At 63.8% G+C, this 17839-nt stretch carries 20 protein-coding genes; 11 read left to right on the plus strand and 9 right to left on the minus strand.

Going from position 1 to position 17839, the window contains the following annotated elements; translation table 11 throughout:
- Positions 1-66 precede the first annotated feature (66 nt).
- Positions 67-981 (plus strand): LysR family transcriptional regulator, encoded by a 915-nt coding sequence (locus GDA49_13845; GenBank protein MBC6441454.1) that lies wholly within the window; start codon positions 67-69, stop codon positions 979-981.
- On the opposite strand, the gene GDA49_13850 is transcribed toward GDA49_13845, so the two are convergent.
- Entirely contained in the window at positions 978-2396 is a 1419-nt protein-coding gene (locus tag GDA49_13850; GenBank protein ID MBC6441455.1) for a mannose-1-phosphate guanylyltransferase/mannose-6-phosphate isomerase, read from the minus strand. The genes GDA49_13845 and GDA49_13850 overlap by 4 nt on opposite strands.
- A gap of 90 nt (positions 2397-2486) precedes the next feature.
- Between GDA49_13850 and GDA49_13855 the strand changes: the two genes are divergently transcribed.
- Positions 2487-3005 (plus strand): YdcF family protein, encoded by a 519-nt coding sequence (locus tag GDA49_13855; protein MBC6441456.1) that lies wholly within the window; start codon positions 2487-2489, stop codon positions 3003-3005.
- Between the two features lies 1 nt (position 3006).
- On the opposite strand, the gene GDA49_13860 is transcribed toward GDA49_13855, so the two are convergent.
- Genes GDA49_13860 through GDA49_13880 form a run of 5 tightly spaced genes read right to left on the minus strand, consistent with a single transcriptional unit; the run spans position 3007 to position 5770 of the window.
- Positions 3007-3981, minus strand: a complete 975-nt coding sequence (locus GDA49_13860; protein ID MBC6441457.1) for an NAD-dependent epimerase/dehydratase family protein — start codon at positions 3979-3981, stop codon at positions 3007-3009.
- 32 nt (positions 3982-4013) lie between these two features.
- Positions 4014-4397: a hypothetical protein gene (locus GDA49_13865; GenBank protein ID MBC6441458.1), complete on the minus strand. Its 384-nt coding sequence runs from the start codon at positions 4395-4397 to the stop codon at positions 4014-4016.
- A complete protein-coding gene (locus GDA49_13870; GenBank protein MBC6441459.1) occupies positions 4367-4585 on the minus strand; it encodes a hypothetical protein in 219 nt (72 codons plus the stop codon). Before GDA49_13870 ends, GDA49_13865 begins: the two co-directional genes overlap by 31 nt.
- Positions 4563-4787 (minus strand): hypothetical protein, encoded by a 225-nt coding sequence (locus GDA49_13875; GenBank protein MBC6441460.1) that lies wholly within the window; start codon positions 4785-4787, stop codon positions 4563-4565. The genes GDA49_13870 and GDA49_13875 overlap by 23 nt, the downstream gene beginning before the upstream one ends.
- Positions 4784-5770: a threonine/serine dehydratase gene (locus GDA49_13880; protein MBC6441461.1), complete on the minus strand. Its 987-nt coding sequence runs from the start codon at positions 5768-5770 to the stop codon at positions 4784-4786. The genes GDA49_13875 and GDA49_13880 overlap by 4 nt, the downstream gene beginning before the upstream one ends.
- 125 nt (positions 5771-5895) lie before the next feature.
- On the opposite strand from GDA49_13880, the gene GDA49_13885 reads away from it, so the two are divergent.
- The 3 genes from GDA49_13885 to GDA49_13895 are packed head-to-tail and all read left to right on the plus strand — an operon-like array spanning position 5896 to position 7763.
- Positions 5896-6783, plus strand: a complete 888-nt coding sequence (locus tag GDA49_13885; protein MBC6441462.1) for a 4-hydroxy-tetrahydrodipicolinate synthase — start codon at positions 5896-5898, stop codon at positions 6781-6783.
- Between the two features lie 7 nt (positions 6784-6790).
- The gene (gene smpB, locus GDA49_13890) at positions 6791-7264 is read left to right on the plus strand and encodes an SsrA-binding protein SmpB (GenBank protein ID MBC6441463.1); all 474 of its coding nucleotides are present in this window, start codon (positions 6791-6793) and stop codon (positions 7262-7264) included.
- 40 nt (positions 7265-7304) lie between these two features.
- Positions 7305-7763, plus strand: coding sequence for a DnaJ domain-containing protein (locus GDA49_13895; GenBank protein ID MBC6441464.1), 459 nt, complete (start codon positions 7305-7307; stop codon positions 7761-7763).
- Positions 7764-7847: 84 nt separating this feature from the next.
- Here GDA49_13895 and GDA49_13900 read toward each other — a convergent pair whose 3' ends face one another.
- Positions 7848-8201 carry a hypothetical protein gene (locus GDA49_13900; protein MBC6441465.1) on the minus strand — a complete coding sequence of 118 codons (354 nt, stop codon included), beginning with the start codon at positions 8199-8201 and terminating at the stop codon, positions 7848-7850.
- A 353-nt stretch (positions 8202-8554) separates the two neighbouring features.
- Between GDA49_13900 and galU the strand changes: the two genes are divergently transcribed.
- From galU to GDA49_13915, 3 genes are read left to right on the plus strand one after another with little or no spacing between them, the layout of a single operon-like run.
- Positions 8555-9439, plus strand: a complete 885-nt coding sequence (galU, locus tag GDA49_13905; protein ID MBC6441466.1) for a UTP--glucose-1-phosphate uridylyltransferase GalU — start codon at positions 8555-8557, stop codon at positions 9437-9439.
- Positions 9440-9445: 6 nt separating this feature from the next.
- Positions 9446-10771: a UDP-glucose/GDP-mannose dehydrogenase family protein gene (locus GDA49_13910; protein ID MBC6441467.1), complete on the plus strand. Its 1326-nt coding sequence runs from the start codon at positions 9446-9448 to the stop codon at positions 10769-10771.
- A gap of 1 nt (position 10772) precedes the next feature.
- Positions 10773-12152, plus strand: a complete 1380-nt coding sequence (locus GDA49_13915; GenBank protein ID MBC6441468.1) for a phosphomannomutase/phosphoglucomutase — start codon at positions 10773-10775, stop codon at positions 12150-12152.
- Here GDA49_13915 and GDA49_13920 read toward each other — a convergent pair.
- Positions 12133-12834, minus strand: a complete 702-nt coding sequence (locus GDA49_13920; protein MBC6441469.1) for a YjbE family putative metal transport protein — start codon at positions 12832-12834, stop codon at positions 12133-12135. The two genes, GDA49_13915 and GDA49_13920, sit on opposite strands and share 20 nt — an antisense overlap.
- Positions 12835-12892: 58 nt before the next feature.
- Between GDA49_13920 and GDA49_13925 the strand changes: the two genes are divergently transcribed.
- From GDA49_13925 to GDA49_13935, 3 genes are all read left to right on the plus strand, one after another.
- The gene (locus GDA49_13925; protein ID MBC6441470.1) at positions 12893-13729 is read left to right on the plus strand and encodes a MaoC family dehydratase N-terminal domain-containing protein; all 837 of its coding nucleotides are present in this window, start codon (positions 12893-12895) and stop codon (positions 13727-13729) included.
- On the plus strand, positions 13726-15168 hold the full coding sequence (locus tag GDA49_13930; protein ID MBC6441471.1) for an amidase: 1443 nt from the start codon (positions 13726-13728) through the stop codon (positions 15166-15168). The genes GDA49_13925 and GDA49_13930 overlap by 4 nt, the downstream gene beginning before the upstream one ends.
- A 162-nt stretch (positions 15169-15330) precedes the next feature.
- Positions 15331-16599, plus strand: a complete 1269-nt coding sequence (locus GDA49_13935) for a D-alanyl-D-alanine carboxypeptidase (protein MBC6441472.1) — start codon at positions 15331-15333, stop codon at positions 16597-16599.
- 8 nt (positions 16600-16607) lie between these two features.
- Here the strand turns inward: GDA49_13935 and GDA49_13940 are convergent, their stop codons facing one another.
- A complete protein-coding gene (locus GDA49_13940) occupies positions 16608-17783 on the minus strand; it encodes an iron-containing alcohol dehydrogenase (protein MBC6441473.1) in 1176 nt (391 codons plus the stop codon).
- Positions 17784-17839 lie beyond the last annotated feature (56 nt).

A 17839-nucleotide genomic window follows, 5' to 3' on the forward strand; every position in this document is an offset into this window, starting at 1 on the left:
AGTCCGATCCGATGCTTGAGTTCTCTGCACGCCTCGCCATGATGGCTTGAATTCTGTTCAGGTCTGATGATGCGACCGCGCCTTGACATCCACCATCTCCAGATGATTGCTGCCATTCGGCGCACAGGCAGTGCGGCCGATGCCGCACTTGATCTCGGCGTGACCGCTTCGGCCCTGAGCCACCGGATTCGCGAGGCCGAACGGCGCCTCGACATCACACTCTTCACCCGGATGGGTCGCTCTCTTCGCCTGACACCGGCCGGTGAACTTCTGGCCGAGGCGGGTGAACGGCTGCTCCAGGAGATGGAGGAGATCGAGCATCACGCCGTGTCGCTGGCCGAGGGCGTGCGCTTCGTCGTCCGCTTCGCGATCGGCACCTACACCAGCTTCCACTGGCTGCCGGAATTCCTGGCCTGGTTCGGCAAGCGTCACCCCGACTATCAGGTCGATATCGTCGCCAACGCGGCACGCGAGCCGATCGTCGCCCTGCAGGAGCGCACGATCGACGTCGCCATGATGTCGAAGATCCCGTTTCCGTCGGGCCTCAAGTCCGTCCCGCTGTTCGAGGATGAACTCCTGGCCGTCATGGCGCCCGACCATCCCCTGGCGGATCGTGTCTGGGTCGAACCGGGGGATCTGATCGACGACGAGATCCTGACCTACAGCTTCCACACGCTGCCCGATCACGAGATGGATCGCTTCTGGCGGCCGGCCGACGTCGAACCGCGCCGGTTCCGGCGCGTTGAACTGGTCGATGCGATTGTCGAGATGGTCAAGGCGCGGCTCGGCGTCAGTACGCTGGCCTGCTGGGCGGTGGAGCCGCACATCGAAGCCGGGTCTCTCGCGGCGGCGCGACTGACACCCGACGGTCTCTCGGTCACCTGGGTCGCCCTGGTGCGGGACGGAGAGGGCGATCAGTCGCCGCCCGAGGTCTTCGCGCGCGAACTTGCGATCTGGTGGTCGCTCGGAATCGGGTCCTAGGATCGGTTGTAGTCGTCGTCCAGACGGATAATGTCACCTTCGCTCAGATAGTCGCCGCACTGCACCTCGATCATCATCAACGGCTCGTCTTCTCGGTTCTCAAGGCGGTGAACCGAGCCGATCGGTATGTAGGTCGACTGGTTGGCGGCGAGGTCGAACGTGTTGTCGTCGATCGTGATGTGGGCGCGGCCGCTGACGATGATCCAGTGCTCCGACCGGTGTGCGTGCTTCTGCAGCGAGAGACGCTCGCCCGGCTTCACCATGATGCGCTTGACCTGGAAACCCGGCGAGGCGTCGATTCCTTCATGGTAGCCCCACGGACGATAGACCCGGGCGTGGGTGTCGTGTTCGGCCCGGCCGGCCGCGGCAATCCCCTCGACCAGGGTCTTGATCTCCTGGGAGCGTGAACGCGGTGCGACCAACACGGTGTCCTTGGTCGCAACGACGATCTGTTCCTCGAGCCCCAGGGTAGCGACCAGCGGCCCGTCGCTCCGGATGTAGCTGCCACGGCTGTCATGGACCACAACGTCGCCTTTGATGGCGTTGTCGTCGGCATCGTGTTCGGCCTGGTTCCAGAGCTCTTGCCACGACCCGACATCGCTCCACGTTGTTCCGAGGCGTGATGTTGCGGCACGCGTCGTCTTTTCCATCAGGCCATAGTCGATCGAAATCGATGGCGCGGCGCCGAAGGCATCGCGATCAAGGCGCAGGAAATCGAGGTCGCGGCGGCCTCTGGCGACCGCCTCGCGAACGGGGCCGGCGATCCCCTGTGTCGTCCGGTCGAGTTCGTCCAGCAGGAAGCCGGCCCGAAAGAGAAAGAGGCTGGGATTCCAGAGAAAACTCCCGTGATCGACATAGGCCCTGGCGCGCTCGGCATCGGGCTTCTCGTGGAACCGCGCGATGCGCTTGATGCCGGGACCGAGTTCGTCGGTGCTCTCTTCGATGTAGCCGTAGCCGGTCTCGGGGCGCGATGGCTCGACGCCGAAGGTGACGATCCAGTCGTCGCGAGCGACATCGGCGGCCGCGGCGATCGACGCACGATATGCCTTGGCATCGCCGATATGGCCATCCGACGGGACGGCGATGACAAGATTTTTGTCGCCGGCGAGTGCGGCCGCGGCAGCAATGGCGGGTGCCGTGTTGCGCGCCTCCGGCTCCAGCATGATGGCGGATGCGGTGATGCCGACCTCGCGAAGCTGCTCGGCTATCGCGAAGCGATGGTCTTCGTTGCAGACGATAATGGGAGGTGCGAAGCGGTCATCGCCCGCGAAACGCAGAGCGGTCTCCTGCAACAGCGAGCGTTCGCCGATCAGCGGCAGCAGCTGCTTCGGATAGGCCCGGCGCGACAGGGGCCAGAGCCGTGTGCCGGCACCGCCGGACAGGATCACCGGGATGATGGGACTGTGCTGGGTCATGGCGATGCCGGTTCGCGCCATTCTCGGGGCGCGGACTTTACAAAGGTTCCTCCGCCATAGCAAAAGGCCTGACAGGAAGTCTTTCGAGCCTTGTCTGGACGCTTAACTCAGCCCGATCACGTGCTGCTGCTTGTTCTGGTCGGTGGCTGGGTCATGGCGTTGTACCGGGAAACTCGGCAATGGGGTTCGTGGCTCGGCGGCAACGGACTCGACGGCTTCACCGAGGCCAATGTCGTCCGCCTGGTGTTCGAATCCGTGGGCTTCGATCCGTCCGCCGTGATCTTCGAGGATCAGGCGGGCAATACATTCGACAATGCGGTTCTGACCAACACCCAGCTTGCGCCCCAACCGGGCGAGGTCTGGCTGCTGATCACATCGGCCTGGCATATGCCGCGCAGCGTCGGAACCTTTCGCAAGACGGGCTGGGATGTTGTGCCTCATCACGTCGACGACCGCTCGACCGACGGTGGTTTCGGCTCGCCCGGGCCTCGACGGCAACCTGCGTGGCCTGACCCCTATACTCTAATACTCTGCACGAGTATTTCGGGCTCATCCGCTTATCGGCTGATGGATCGTTCCGACAGTCTCTGGCCGGGCTCCGGGGACTGACTCAGTTGTAGCCGTGGTGGTTGCGGAACCACTCGACGAACCGCGGCAGGCCTTCATCGATCGAGGTTTTGGGTTCGAAGCCGAGATCGCGCTGCGATGCCTCAATGTCGGCGCAGGTCTCCTTGACGTCGCCGGGCTGCATCGGCGCGAGCTCCTTGATCGCCTCGCGGCCGGTCGCAGCCTCCAGGAGTGAAATGAACCGCACCAGGGGTTCGCTCTTGTGATTGCCGAGGTTGTAGACCACGTGTGGCGGTGTGCCCCGGGCCGTGCGATCGAGCGCGGCGATCACGCCCGCGACAATGTCGTCGATGAAGGTGAAATCGCGCCGCATGTCGCCGTTGTTGAAGATGCGGATCGGTTTCCCCTCGAAGATGGCCTTGGTGAAGATGTAGGCCGACATGTCGGGTCGTCCCCAGGGACCGTAGACCGTGAAGAAGCGCAGCCCGGTCGACGGGATGGCGTAGAGGTGGCTGTAGCAGTAGCCCATCAGTTCGCCTGCGCGCTTGGTCGCGGCATAAAGCGAGACGGGCCGGTCGACCCGGTCGTCGACGGAGAAGGGAATCGTGTCGTTGCCGCCGTAAACCGACGATGAGCTCGCATAGACCAGGTGTTTGAAGCCGGGCAGGGCACGGGCGAGCTCCAGGATGTTGAGCTGACCTTCGATGTTGGACGCCGTGTAGGTGTGCGGATCGGCCAACGAATGCCGTACACCGGCCTGTGCCGCGAGATGGATGATTCGGTCAATGCCGGACTCGGACTGGGTCAGTCCGACCACCGCGTCCTTGTCCTCAAGGTTGGCGCGCAGGAAACGGAAGCCGTCGCGCAGTTCGAGTCGGCGCAGCCGCTCCTCTTTCAGTTTCACGTCGTAGTAGTCATTGACGTTGTCGAAACCCAGCACGTCCTCGCCGCGGTCGAGCAGCGCATGGGAGACGTGGGAGCCGATGAACCCGGCCACACCGGTGACAAGAACTGTCATGAATTGAATCAGTCCGTTGAGATTGTGGCCATCTAGAGATGACGGTCGGCGAAGGCAAGTTCGGTTGCGCTGCGCTGGTAGACGCCGCCACGGCCGTTGAGCACCAGCGAGAAGCCGAGCTGGTGAAGCACGAGGCGTGTGCGCGCGACTGAACGCGCCACCGCAGCATGTTCCAGCGCAAACAAGGCCGCGGGGTCATAGGGTGGTTCGACGATCTCAAAGGTCGGTCCCGTGGTGGCTTCGATCCGCTCGGGGTGACACAAAACGTTTGAGCAGTGGCCGTGGCTGCACTCGACGCAGATCCGCTCCAGCTCGGTCTTGTCGATCAGGAAATCGAGGATCGCCGGAATGTCGATCCGGCCGGTGCCGTTGGGCACGCCCGCGATCATCGGGCCATCTTCGTTATCGCGCACCATGGCATGGTCCTTGAGATGGGCCGATCGGACATGGGCGCTATGGCGCGGGCCACTTCCATCGGCTCCTCGGCAAGATTCATCGAGTTGCCGAAGTCGTAGAGCGCGCCCACGGAGGCATGACCGACCGCATCGAGAATCCCGGCAACCTCTGCACCGATGAAGTTCTCATGGTTTTCGAACAGCAGCATCAGACCTTACTCGGCGATGCGCGGGTTCGGTTCCGCCGGGGCAGCGGTAGTTGAACCCGTTCAGACTGATGTGCACCCCTGCCATGCCGAAATCGGTGGCGAGCGCCAGGAAGGCGTGCGCGTCAAAGCCCGGCTTGTGCAGAAAGTACTGCTCATAGCTGAACGTGCGGAGCGCCAGCCGGACGGTATGATCATCGGTCACGAGGCTCTCGCGAGCAGCTCGGCGTAGAGCGCGACATCGACATTGCCGCCGGAGATCACGGCGACGACCGTGCGCTGACGTACCTCGAGCTTGCCGCTCAGCACGCTTGCAAGCGCTACGGCACCGCCGGGCTCGGCAACCAGCTTGAAAAACCGGTTGGCCGCGGCCATGGCATCGATCACGTCGTTCTCGGACACCACGAGGCCCGATGTCACATGGGTCTTGTTGATCGCGAAGGTCTGCTCACCGGGGGTCGGCGCGAGAAGGGCATCGCACAGCGAGGGTGGCGAATCGACGATGCGCACGCGCTCTCCGCCCTCAAGCGAGCGCGCCGTGTCGTCCCAGCCCTCCGGTTCGACCGTGTGGACATCGCAGATCGGGAACTCTGCCTTCAGCACAATGGCGCATCCCGCGCTCAGTCCGCCGCCACCGCAACAGACGGTGACGGCGTCTGGCACGATGCCCATTTCGTCGCACTGCTGGGCGATCTCGAGGCCGGTCGTGCCCTGGCCGGCGATGATGTCATTGTCGTCGTAGGGTTTCACGAGGTAGAGACCGCGCTCCTCGGCGATCTCCGCGGCGATCACCTCCCGATCCGCGTCGTGACGGGGATAGGTGACGATCTCGGCACCCCATGCCCGCGTGTTCTCGATCTTGATGGCCGGTGCATCCTCGGGCATTACGATCACCGCCGGTGCCCCCGACATGTGCGCAGCGGCGGCGACACCCTGGGCGTGGTTCCCGGAAGAGAAGGCGATCACGCCTCTCGTGCGGCGCTCCTCGTCCATCTGGCTGATCTTGTTGAAGGCGCCGCGGAACTTGAACGAACCTGTCACCTGCAGGCATTCGGGCTTCACGAGCAAGCGTCCGCCAAGGGTCTCGTTCAACAGTGGCGACTCGAGCAGCGGCGTCCGGAGCGCGCGACTGGCGATCCGGCGGGCCGCGGCCCCGATGTCAGCAATCGTGGGATACGGGGCGGTCATGGAGGTTCCTGATCAATCGGAGCGCAGAACCTATCGCGACTCGCCTGAACTTGCGAGGTTCGCTTGCCCGCAAACGAGTGTGAGACTATGGTCCGCGGCTGTTCGCCACACAGGGATTTGGAGCCATGACAACCGAAAGGTTGAGGGGATCGTTCGTTGCGCTCATCACACTGCTTCGTGATGGAAAGATCGACGAGAAAGGCTACCAGGACTTCGTGAACTGGCAGGTCGAACTGGGCACCCATGGACTTGTTCCGATGGGAACGACCGGTGAGTCCCCGACCATGAGTCACGACGAGGACATGCGCGTCGTTCAGCTGTGCATTGAGGCCGCAGCGGGGCGTGTTCCTGTCGTCGCAGGAACGGGTTCGAACTCGACCGACGAGTGCATCATGCTGACCAGGAACGCCAAGGATGCCGGGGCCGACGCCGCGCTCATCGTGACCGGCTACTACAACAAGCCGACCCAGGAAGGGCTCTACCAGCACTTCAAGGCGGTCAACGATGCCGTCGACATCCCGGTGATCGTCTACAACATCCCGGGCCGTACGGGCGTTGATATCTCGCCGAAGACCATGCAGCGCATCGCCGAACTGCCCAACATTGTGGGCTGCAAGGAATCGACAGCGGCTGCCGACCGCGTCTCGAAGCAGCGGCACCACTGCGGCAAGGACTTCGTCCAGCTCTCGGGCGAGGACGCGGCGGTACTCGGCCTGCTGGGCATGGGCGGCCACGGCTGTATCTCCGTGACGGCTAATCTTGCGCCGGCGCTCTGCTCGGAAATGCATACGGCGTGGCAGTCCGGCGATCACGAGCGTGCCCGCGAAATCCAGGACAAGCTGATGCCGTTGCACGAGGTGCTGTTCAGTGAGACCAGCCCCGGACCCGTGAAGCACGGTGCCAGCCTTCTCGGGTGGGGTGACGGTGACGTGCGCCTGCCGCTGGTTCGGCCGACACAGGAGACCTGCGCCAACGTCGAGGCCGCCATGCGTACTGTCGGCATCCTCAACTGAGGACGCGATGGCCAGAAAAGAAGCGCTAACGGGCGGCAATGTCGCCCGGAACCGTAAGGCGTTACGCGATTACTTCATTGAGGATCGCTTTGAGGCCGGAATCGTTCTGGCCGGCACCGAGGTGAAGTCGTTGCGCGATGGACGGGCGAACATCAATGATGCGTTTGCCCGCGAGCGCGGCGGCGAGATCTGGCTTGAGGGTTGCCACATTCCGCAATACGACCCGGCGGGACGCGACAACCACGATCCCACGCGGTCGCGCAAGCTGTTGCTGCATCGCCGCGAGATCTCACGTTTGATCGGTGCCACGAACCGGTCCGGCTACACGCTGGTGCCGCTGAGTCTCTACTTCAACAAGCGGGGAACCGCAAAGGTCGAGCTCGGTCTGGGCAAGGGCAAGCACTCCTACGACAAACGCGCCGCCGTGCGCGACCGTGACTGGAAGCGCCAGAAGGAGCGCTTGATGCGCAACCGGGGCTGAGCCGCTTGTCCCGGGGCTCCGCGCGCACCACCTCTCGCTCATGCCCTATCTCCTTGCTGGAACTGGACTTCTCATCCTGATCTGGGCGTTCGCTTGGATCGCGGTGAATGCGTCGGCCTCTCGTGTGATCCGCTGGACCAAGTGGATCATCGCGACGTTGCTGACCGTTGCGGTCATCGTCCTGTTGTCAATGGGCAAGCCTCTGCCCGCCGCGATCCCCGGCGTGCTCCTGTTCCCCATTCTCCTGCCAGGCCGTCGTTCGGGACGGGATGACGGAGAAGACATGGAAGAAGACGGGCAGCCGGTGCGCATCGGACGTCCCATGACCATCAGGGAGGCCGCTGAAGTTCTCGGTGTCGCCGAGAATGCCAGTGTCGAGGAGGTCAAAGAGGCCCATCGCGTGCTTATGGAGCAGAACCATCCCGACAAGGGCGGCTCTCCCTGGTTTGCGCGCCAGATCAACGAGGCGCGCGACACGCTGCTGGCGGGCCGGCGATAGGTGCCCGCCGTCCGGCATGACCGCAAGCGGGAAGGGCCGAGCCGGTAGCTTCGAGCCGACCGTGTCCGCAGCGACATCATCCAGTCATCGGCACCCAGTGCGACGAGCTGGTCGACGGCCCCGCCGTCGCCGTCGAGCGCGGTGGCCGCCGTTGTTCAGGATTTTGAACACGCGATCGTCCCCGACCTCCGAAACGCCGATCATATGCGACGGCACGTGGTCGAAATCGAACGTATCGCTGGCGGTATCGTAGCCCGTAATGACCTCCTCGGCGTTCCAGTTCCAGGTCATAGCGATGGTTGCGCCATCGTTCTGATCGGGTTCGGTGTCATCTGACGGCCCGCCGGTCTCGTCGCCGTCACCGTAGTCGCCATCGGCATTGCCGCCGATCAGCGCAAGCCTCTCGGCCTCGGCGCAGGGGGCAGGTCGGACAGGCAAACACTGTCGAGGGGGCGACTGAACGTACCATTTGTCATGTCTGATCCCTCCAAAGACCGTTCGTTCATAGCTGCATCAGCGCTTCAACAGCCCTGTCCCCAGCGCCATTCGCTGCCGGATCGCGACGCTCTGGCCCCGTCTCTTGCCATGAACGACTGCGTTACGCCTAGTGGTGCCATTCTCTGCCCGATCGTTGTGCGAACCGGGCACGACGTATTGTATGGCGATGCGATCTGTCGAGGTGATCTGTGACGGCTGCCACTGCTCCTGTGGAGCGTCTGCTAGCGTCGGCAGGGCAGTTGATGTATACGCACATCGGTTTCACTTCCCGCCTCAGAGGCTCCGTTTTCGCGATGACCCATCCGCGTGTGCGCAAGGCAGTGTTTCCTGTGGCCGGTCTCGGTACCCGGTTTCTTCCGGCGACGAAGGCGATGGCCAAGGAAATGCTGACCATTCTCGACCGCCCCTTGATCCAGCACGCGGTTGATGAGGCCGCAAAAGCCGGAATCGAGCAGTTCATCTTTGTCAACGGGCGCGGCAAGCACGCCATCGACGATCACTTCGACCTTGCCTTCGAGCTTGAGCGGACGTTGAAGCAGCGCGGCAAAACGCTGGAGCTTGACCGCTCGCGCGAGATGGTGCCGGCGCCGGGCAATGTCATCTCGGTTCGCCAGCAGCAACCGCTGGGACTCGGCCATGCGGTTTGGTGCGCGCGCCATGCCGTGGGCAACGAACCCTTCGCCGTGTTCCTGCCTGACGAGCTTCTCGTCGACGACGAGCCCTGCATCGGACAGCTGATCAGCCAGTACGAGAAGACCGGCGGCAACGTCGTATCGATCCAGAAGGTGCCGCGCGAGCAGACAAACCGATATGGCGTGCTTGATGTGGGCGAGGACGATGGTCGCGTGGCCGAAGTGCTGGGCCTTGTGGAAAAGCCTGAGCCTGGGGATGCACCGTCGACCCTGACCATGATCGGTCGCTATGTCCTATTGCCCGAGTTGTTCGCGGTCATCGAGAAACAGAAGCCGACGACCGGCAACGAAATCCAGTTGACCGATGCGATGGCCAAGATGATCGGTCAGGCGCCGTTCCATGGTCTTCGTTTCACGGGAACACGTTTCGATTGCGGTACTAAACTCGGGTTCCTCCAGGCCAATCTGGCACTGGGCCTGCGCGACCCCGATGTTGGCACCGAACTGGCCGACTTCGTCAGGAACGAGCTTTCTGACAAGGATTGATCCGCCATGCGTATCGCGATGATCGGCACCGGCTATGTGGGCCTCGTGTCGGGTGCCTGTTTTTCGGAGTTCGGTGTCGACGTGACCTGCGTCGACAAGGCGGAAGACAAGATCGAACGCCTCAACCGTGGCGAGATCCCGATCTACGAGCCAGGTCTCGATCTGCTGGTCGCGCGCAATGCCGATGCCGGACGTCTCCACTTCACGACCGACCTTGCATCCGCCGTCACCGGTACCGATGCGGTTTTTGTCGCGGTCGGGACGCCAAGCCGGCGCGGCGATGGGCATGCAGACCTGAGCTACGTCTTCGCCGCAGCTGAGGAGATCGCCCGTGCGATGAACGGCTACACCGTGGTGGTGACCAAATCGACGGTTCCGGTCGGCACTGGCCGCGAGGTTGCGCGCATCATCCGCGAGACCCGTCCGGACGTCGAGTTCGATGTCGCCTCGAACCCCGAGTTTCTGCGCGAGGGCTCTGCGATCGAGGACTTCATGCGGCCGGACCGGGTTGTTGTCGGCAGCACTGGTGATCGCGCCCGCGCCGTGATGGACGAGCTCTATCGCCCGTTGTCGCTCAGCGACACGCCGGTCATGCAAACCACGCTGGAGACCTCCGAGCTGATCAAGTACGCGACCAACAGCTTCCTTGCGACCAAGATCGCCTTCATCAACCAGATCGCCGATCTTTGCGAACAGACCGGTGCGAATGTGGAGGATGTCGCACGCGGCATCGGGCTCGATGGCCGGATCGGTCCGAAGTTTCTGCACCCGGGCCCGGGTTATGGTGGAAGCTGCTTTCCGAAGGACACGCTGGCGCTGGTGCGTACCGCGCAGGAGTACGATGCGCCGGTGTCGATTGTCGAAGCGGTCGTCGAGGCCAACGACCGGCGCAAGGAAGCCATGGCTCAGCGGATTGCCGACAAGATGGGTGATCTCAAGGGCAAGACCGTCGCGGTGCTGGGCCTGACCTTCAAACCCAACACCGACGACGTGCGTGAATCGCCGAGCCTCGTCATCGTGCCGGAGCTGATGCGCCGTGGTGCGACGGTCAGGTCCTATGACCCCGAAGGCATGGAGGAAGCCGCGAAGCTGATGGACGGCATGGTTTTGTGCGAGGATACCTACGATGCCCTGGAGGGTGCTGATGCCCTGGTGATCGTGACGGAATGGAACGAGTTCCGCTCGCTCGATCTCGCCCGCGCCAAGAAGGCGCTGCGGCGGCCGCTCGTGATCGATCTTCGCAACATCTACAGCGCTGCCGAGATCATGAAGGCCGGGTTCGAATATCACGGGGTCGGGCTCGGACATCTCTCTGGCCCAAAGGGCGCCTGACATGATCGATCCCACGATCTTCCGCGCCTACGACATCAGGGGCATCGTCGGCGAGACGCTGACGCTGGAGGCGGTGACCGCGATAGGCCGCGCCTTTGCCGCGATGGTGCGCGAGGCCTCCGGCAAGGCGCGTCCCGAGATCGCCGTCGGCTACGACGGCCGCCTGAGTTCGCCGGACATTGAGGCGGCTCTCGTCACGGGCTTCAACGCGGCTGGTGCTGACGCCGTGCGGGTCGGATTGGGGCCGACGCCGATGCTCTACTTTGCCGTTCACCATCTGGATGCCGATGCGGGCGTCATGGTGACGGGATCGCACAACCCGCCCGACTACAACGGTCTCAAGATGATGATGGGGACCGGCCCGTTCCACGGCGAGCAGATTCAGGAGGTCGCTCGTCGGACCTCCGATACGTCCGATGGAGCGGAGGAACACGGCAGCTCGCGCATGGTCGATCTGTCGGTAGACTACGTCGCACGAGTGCAGCGCGATGCGGTGGCCGGACGCGAGCTCAAGGTCGTCTGGGATGCCGGCAACGGCGCTGCGGGCAGCGTTCTGGGCGATCTCGTCGCAGGACTTCCAGGGCAGCACACAGTGCTGTTCGGCGAGGTCGACGGCACGTTTCCCAACCACCATCCCGATCCCACGGTGCCCGAGAATCTCGAGGACCTGATCGCGGCCGTGGCCGAGCAGGGGGCCGATCTCGGCATTGCGCTCGACGGCGATGGCGATCGGATCGGCGTGATCGACGGCGAGGGCAATGTGCTGTGGGGTGATCAGCTTCTGGCGTTCTGGGCGGCGGATCTGCTGGGCGAGCAGCCCGGCGCCACGATCATCGCCGACGTCAAGGCGAGCCAGGTTCTGTTCGATGAGATCGCCCGGCTCGGCGGCCAGCCGCTCATGTGGCGCACCGGTCATTCACTCATCAAACAGAAGATGAAGGAGGTCGGCTGCCCGCTCGCCGGCGAGATGAGTGGGCACGTCTTCTTCGCCGACCGCTACTATGGCTTCGACGATGCGCTCTATGCCGCCGTACGCCTGCTGAACGTTCTGGCCGGGCGCGACCAGAGCCTCGCATCCTACCGGCGCGGCCTGCCGCAGGTCGTCAACACGCCCGAGCTTCGTTTCGACTGTGATGACGTCAGGAAGTTCGTCGTGATCGAGGAGGTGCGCGCGCGCCTTGTCGATCGTGGTGATGACGTGGTCGATGTCGACGGGGTCCGGGTATCGGTCGCCGGTGGCTGGTGGCTGCTGCGGGCCTCGAACACCCAGCCTGTTCTCGTTGCACGGTGCGAAGCGCCCGACGCCGCCAGTCTCGAGGCGGTGAAGAAGGACCTGCTGGACGTGGTGACGCCGAGCGTGATCACACCGCCAAGGCTGTGAGTGACAGGCCCGCCAAGCCGACCTCGCCCATCAGGGACACGCTGCCGCGCCAGATCATGTCGAGCGCGATGTAGAGTACGACGCCGAGGCCGAGATAGGCGATCCAGTGGTGATTCTGCAGCAGGTTCGCGATGAAGTTGGCCGCGAAGGCTATCAGCGCGATCGACAGGATCAGGCCGAACACCAGCAATCCCCGGTCGCCCTGTGCCGCGCCGCCGACGGCAATGACGTTGTCGAGCGACATCGAGACATCGGCAACCACGATCAGCGTGAGAGCTTGGCGCAGGCTCGTCACCGGCCTCTCTTCCTGCTGCTCATGGAAGCGTTCGGCCATCTGGTCTTTCAGGGCCTGTGCGTCGGTTTGCCGGATCTCGCGCCACATGCTCCAGACCACCCACATCAGGAGCAGTCCGCCGGCCAGCAGCAGGCCGATGATGGCCAGAAGCTCGACCACTACAAGGGCAAAGCAGATGCGCAGGAGTGTCGCGGCGAGAATGCCGAACACGACCGCTTTCTTGCGCAAATCGGCGGGCAGACCGGCCACCGCCATGCCGATCACGATGGCATTGTCGCCCGACATCACGATGTCGATCATGATGATCGATGCGAGCGCGATGACATAATTCAGGTCGAGCGATTCAAGCACGAATCCAAGAACTCCGGTGGCGCGCTGCTCCAACATGTGACACTGAACGGTGCCTTGCAAAGGGAGAGATCCCATGACCGTGACGGAGACCGAGATGCCAGCGCCGGAAGACGCGATCGGGCGGAGCAAGTCGAGTTCGGACCGGATCAATGCGATCTCGGCGCGCCATCTCGCGGCGACCTTCGATCGTGACGAGCAGGTCATGCAGGATGGCAATCCCCTGCCGCCTGGCTGGCACTGGCTCTATTTCCTGGATGCGCCGCCCAGCGCCATGATCGGTGCGGACGGGCGAACCGTTCCCGGCGGCTTTCTGCCGGAGACCGGCTTGCCGCGACGGATGTGGGCCGGTGGCTCCTTCACGTTCGAACGTCCTATCACGCTTGGCTCGAATGTCTCATGCGAGGTCACGATCGCCGACGTTGCCCGCAAAGAAGGACGCTCTGGCAAGCTCGCGTTCATAACGACCGAGCATAGGATCTCGCAAGGCGGTGCAACGGCGCTGGTCGAAACCCGCGACCTTGTGTTTCGCGCCGCGCCCAAGCCCGGAGAGACCGCGCGGCGTGTCGATCCGCCTGCGACCGCATTGTGGCATAGGGAAACCAGGCCCGACGCCGTGCTACTCTTCAGGTTCTCGGCGCTGACCTTCAATGCACACCGCATTCACTACGACATCGACTACTGTCGTGATGAGGAGGGGTATCCCGGCCTTGTTGTGCACGGTCCGATGCTGGCGCTCCTGCTGCTCGATCTCGCCGAGTGCGAGCTTGGTGGCCGTACCTTCCGCCGGTTCCGCTATCGGGCCCTCGCGCCGCTCTTCGTTCCTGACCCGTTCTTCGTCTGCGGTTGTCCGGACGGCGACGACAAGGCACTGCTCTGGATCGAAAGCCAGGACGGTGCCATGACCATGTCGGCGGAGCTCGAACTGGCATGAACGGCGACCGCACCCTGACGCGCCTCAGTGCGCTCGAGCTGGTCGATGGGTTCCGAGCCAAGAGGTTCTCGCCTGTCGAGGTGACCGATGCGGCCCTCGGGCTTCTCGATACCATCGACGGCAACCTCAATAGCTTCTGCTACCGCGACGATGAAACGGCCCGCGCCATGGCTGCCGAATCCGAGGCGCGCTGGACGCGCGGCGAGCCGCTTGGACCTGTCGATGGCGTACCGGTCAGCATCAAGGACGTGCTGCGTGTGAAGGGCTGGCCGACGCGGCTCGGCTCGAAGACGGTCGAAGCCAAGCAGGACTGGAACGACGACGCACCCTCGGTTCAGCGCATGCGCGAGGCGGGTGCGGTGTTTCTCGGCGTGACGACCACGCCGGAAATGGGCTGGAAGGGTGTTACCGATTGCCTGCTCTACGGCACGACGCGCAATCCTTGGAGCATTCGCCTGACGCCGGGCGGTTCGTCGGGTGGCGCCGCGGCGGCGGTTGCCTGTGGTGTCGGGCCGCTGGCCTTCGGTACCGATGGTGGCGGATCGGTTCGCATCCCCGCCGGGTTCTGCGGTATCGTCGCGCTCAAGCCGTCCTTCGGCCGGATTGCAGCATGGCCGCCGGGGCTCTACGGCACGCTGAGCCACGTCGGCCCGATGTCGCGCACTGTGCGCGACACCGCCCTGATGCTGAACGTGATCGGCAAGCCCGACAGCCGGGATTCCTGGTCGCTGGCTGATGATGACATCGACTATCTGGCGTCCTGCGAGGGAGGGCTGAAGGGACTCAAGATCGCCTACAGCCCCGACCTCGGTTACGTCCGTGTCGATCCCGAGATCGCGAAGCTGGCCGATAAGGCCGTCGAGGGGTTGGCATCGCTGGGCGCGGAGGTTGAGCGTATTGATCTCGACATCCCCAAGCCCGAAGAAGCGTTCCGCATCATCTGGTACAGCTCTGCCGCTACCGTTCTGCGTGGCGAAAGCAAGGCACGGCGTCGCTTTGTCGACTTTGGCCTTTCGACCATTGCTGCCGAGGGCGAGACCTATACGGCCGTCGAGCTTGCCGACGCGGAACGTGCGCGCGGTCGTTATGCCGGTCAGATGGCGGCGCTCTTCGATACCTATGACCTGCTCGTCACGCCGACGCTGCCGATCCCGGCGTTCGAGGCCGGGCTTGAGGTGCCCAGGGATTGGCCGCATGACCGCTGGTACACGTGGACGCCCTTCACCTATCCGTTCAACATGACCCGCCAACCGGCTTTGACGGTGCCGTGCGGCTTCACGGCAGACGGCTTGCCCGCGGGGCTTCAGATTGTCGGGCCGTTCCAGGCTGATGCCAGGGTGTTGCAGGCCGGGGCGGCTTATCAGGACGCATTTTCGACCCTCGATCGCTGGCCGATGGCCGGTCTGTCGGAAGTCAAGATCATGGGTCAGGAGTTGTAATGACCGATTCTTTGCTTTGAATCACGTGGCTTCCTCAGTCTGTTGAATGATCCTGTAGACAGGAATCCGCCACATTTGTTACAGTGTTTTCGCCAAGTGGTGTGCTTTGGGGCTTACGGGATGAAACACGATTTGTTGGTTTTTTCCTTTGTTTTCACGTTCATGACGCGGATGCGGTCGACGACCGTGGCGCTGTTGGCGCTCGTCTTCATGGCGACCGGCCCGCGCGCTGAGGCTGATTACGCTGCGATCGTGATTGATGCGACCAACGGCAACATCCTCTACCAGCACAATTCGGACAAGACAATGTATCCGGCGTCGCTGACGAAGATGATGACGCTCTACATGATCTTCCAGGCCCTCGAAGCCGGCAACGTCACGATGGACACCATGCTCCCGGTGTCGGTGCACGCCCAGTCGATGCAGCCGTCGGAGCTGGGTCTCGTCGCGGGCCAGGAAATCTCCGTCGATGACTCGATCATGGCACTAATGACGAAGTCGGCGAACGACGTGGCCGCCACCGTCGCAGAGGGCCTGGGCGATGGCAGCGAGTGGCGTTTCGGCGTCATGATGACCGAGAAGGCGCGCGAGCTCGGCATGCGCAACACCACATTCACGAACGCCTCGGGCTGGCACGACGACAACATGGTCTCGACAGCGCGCGACATGGCAATTCTGTCGCTGCGTCTGCAGAGCGACTTCCCGCAGTACTACCATCTCTTCGCCACCACCGAGTGGACCTACCAGAGCAACGGCAAGACCTACGGTAACCACAACAAGCTGATTGGCGTAGTTGACGGGGTCGACGGCCTCAAGACGGGCTATACCAGCCCCGCGGGCTGGAACTTGGCGGCCTCAGCCCTCGTGGACGGCCGGCGCATTGTAGCCGTTGTGATGGGCGGCGAGACCCGCATCTGGCGCGACCGTCGCATGACCGAGTTGTTCACCGATGGTTTCGTGATCGCTGAGAATCTCGACCGCATCGTGCCGATCCCGGGCGACCATCCGACCCGCGGCGAGGGTGTGACCAAGTTCGCCGCGCTCGAAGGCGATGAACTGGAGCCGGTCGCGGTCGCTTCGGTCGAAGGCAGCAACACCTTTGAGGACTTGGTCGCTATGTCGCCCGACCGCAACAACGATGGCCTGCAGGTCGAGCAGGGCAGTGCTGACGATCTTCTCTGGGCGCTGCAGGTCGGCGCGTTCTCGCAGTTCGAGAATGCCTATCGTGCGCTCGACAATGCGGAGACCTATCTCGGCGCCATCATCGGCGGAAGTGCTTCGACGGTTGTCACCGCGGCCGAGAGCGGCGGTTCCACACTCTACCGCGCCCGCATCGTCAACCTGACCGAGGTTCAGGCGCGCGAGGGCTGCCGGGCGCTCTACCAGCGCGATCTGCCCTGCGCGGTGGTGAAGTACTCCAGCGGCAGCTAAGCCGAAGCTCAGGACGCTGCGAGCATGCGGCCGACCGCGATCTCAAGACTTTCCGGTGTGTAGTCGACGCTGTCGGCCGCCAGAATGATCTTGTTCTGCGGTGCGAAGCACAGGTCCGTGATGCGGCCGGCATCGGACACCGAGAGGCCGTGGTCGTCGAGCGACAGCTTGAGGCCGACCTCGCGCAACCAGGCATCGTAGGCTGCGGAGGCCTTCGCGGCGGCGTCCTCGTCTGTGAGTCCTGCGACGTCGGCGCCGAGCGCGGCGGCGATCCCGGCATAAGCCTCTGGCACGACGTTGGCAGCGTCCTGCATGGTGGCGTTGAGCGCGAGACCCACGGCACGGCCGTGATGCACGCCCGAGTTCTCGCCGATGGCATGGCCGATGGCGTGGGCCACGCCGACGCCGGTGACGTCAAAGGCGATGCCCGCGATGCAGGCTGCGATCTGTACGTGGCCGCGCGCCGTGATGTTCTCGGGCTCTTCGATGGCGGTCGCGAGCCAGGTGCGCAGACTGCGTACAGCGCTTAGCGCCATGGCCGTGGAGATCGGATTACGCTTCCTGTTGGTCGCCGCTTCGATAGCGTGAACCGAGGCATCGATGCCGGTCGCCGCCGTCAGGGATGCCGGCATGCCCGCCGTGACCGTGGGGTCGAGCAGAGCAAGATCGAAGGCGAGTTCGCGTCCGAAGACCCAAAGCTTCTTGGTCTCGGTGCTGAAGACGGACGTGCGGGTGACCTCCGAGCCGGTACCCGAGGTGGTTGGCACGGCGATCTTCGGCAGGCCTTGTCGCGGCAGCCGCTCGGCGCCGAGCGCGTAGCTTTCCGCCCGGGCACCATCGACAGCGAGCGCCGCAGCCAGCTTCGAGGCATCCATGGTGGAGCCGCCGCCCATCGCGACGATGCATTTTGCTCCGCTTTCGCGCGCCAGGGCGACGATTGCGTCGATCGACGACGCCAGAGTGTCGCTCCGGATCTCGCTGTAGACCATCACGTCGTAGCCCGCGTCGGTCAGCGGCGCTTCGGCCTGTACGCAAAGACCCGATGACACCAGGAAGGGATCGGCAACGAGCAGCACGGGCGACGGGCCGCCGATCAGGCGCTTGACGTCCTTGGCGATCAGGCCGAGCCGGCCCTCACCGAAGGTGATCGGGGCGGGCGCATCGAAGGAGAAGGGCGCAATCATCGTTGTTGTCTTTCGTCTGTCGGAGAAGGATCGCGTGCTTATCGGCGCCCCACGGT

This window comes from Rhodospirillales bacterium (assembly GCA_014323865.1).
Lineage (GTDB): Bacteria > Pseudomonadota > Alphaproteobacteria > SP197 > SP197 > SP197.

What these genes read in the sequence shown, in the direction of transcription:
- GDA49_13845 (MBC6441454.1), top strand. Translation starts at nt 67, where the DNA reads ATGATGCGACCGCGCCTTGACATCCACCATCTCCAGATGATTGCTGCC.
- GDA49_13850 (MBC6441455.1), bottom strand. Translation starts at nt 2,396, where the DNA reads ATGACCCAGCACAGTCCCATCATCCCGGTGATCCTGTCCGGCGGTGCC.
- GDA49_13860 (MBC6441457.1), bottom strand. Translation starts at nt 3,981, where the DNA reads ATGACAGTTCTTGTCACCGGTGTGGCCGGGTTCATCGGCTCCCACGTC.
- GDA49_13865 (MBC6441458.1), bottom strand. Translation starts at nt 4,397, where the DNA reads ATGGTGCGCGATAACGAAGATGGCCCGATGATCGCGGGCGTGCCCAAC.
- GDA49_13870 (MBC6441459.1), bottom strand. Translation starts at nt 4,585, where the DNA reads ATGCTGCTGTTCGAAAACCATGAGAACTTCATCGGTGCAGAGGTTGCC.
- GDA49_13880 (MBC6441461.1), bottom strand. Translation starts at nt 5,770, where the DNA reads ATGACCGCCCCGTATCCCACGATTGCTGACATCGGGGCCGCGGCCCGC.
- GDA49_13885 (MBC6441462.1), top strand. Translation starts at nt 5,896, where the DNA reads ATGACAACCGAAAGGTTGAGGGGATCGTTCGTTGCGCTCATCACACTG.
- smpB (MBC6441463.1), top strand. Translation starts at nt 6,791, where the DNA reads ATGGCCAGAAAAGAAGCGCTAACGGGCGGCAATGTCGCCCGGAACCGT.
- GDA49_13895 (MBC6441464.1), top strand. Translation starts at nt 7,305, where the DNA reads ATGCCCTATCTCCTTGCTGGAACTGGACTTCTCATCCTGATCTGGGCG.
- galU (MBC6441466.1), top strand. Translation starts at nt 8,555, where the DNA reads ATGACCCATCCGCGTGTGCGCAAGGCAGTGTTTCCTGTGGCCGGTCTC.
- GDA49_13910 (MBC6441467.1), top strand. Translation starts at nt 9,446, where the DNA reads ATGCGTATCGCGATGATCGGCACCGGCTATGTGGGCCTCGTGTCGGGT.
- GDA49_13915 (MBC6441468.1), top strand. Translation starts at nt 10,773, where the DNA reads ATGATCGATCCCACGATCTTCCGCGCCTACGACATCAGGGGCATCGTC.
- GDA49_13920 (MBC6441469.1), bottom strand. Translation starts at nt 12,834, where the DNA reads ATGTTGGAGCAGCGCGCCACCGGAGTTCTTGGATTCGTGCTTGAATCG.
- GDA49_13925 (MBC6441470.1), top strand. Translation starts at nt 12,893, where the DNA reads ATGCCAGCGCCGGAAGACGCGATCGGGCGGAGCAAGTCGAGTTCGGAC.
- GDA49_13930 (MBC6441471.1), top strand. Translation starts at nt 13,726, where the DNA reads ATGAACGGCGACCGCACCCTGACGCGCCTCAGTGCGCTCGAGCTGGTC.
- GDA49_13935 (MBC6441472.1), top strand. Translation starts at nt 15,331, where the DNA reads ATGACGCGGATGCGGTCGACGACCGTGGCGCTGTTGGCGCTCGTCTTC.
- GDA49_13940 (MBC6441473.1), bottom strand. Translation starts at nt 17,783, where the DNA reads ATGATTGCGCCCTTCTCCTTCGATGCGCCCGCCCCGATCACCTTCGGT.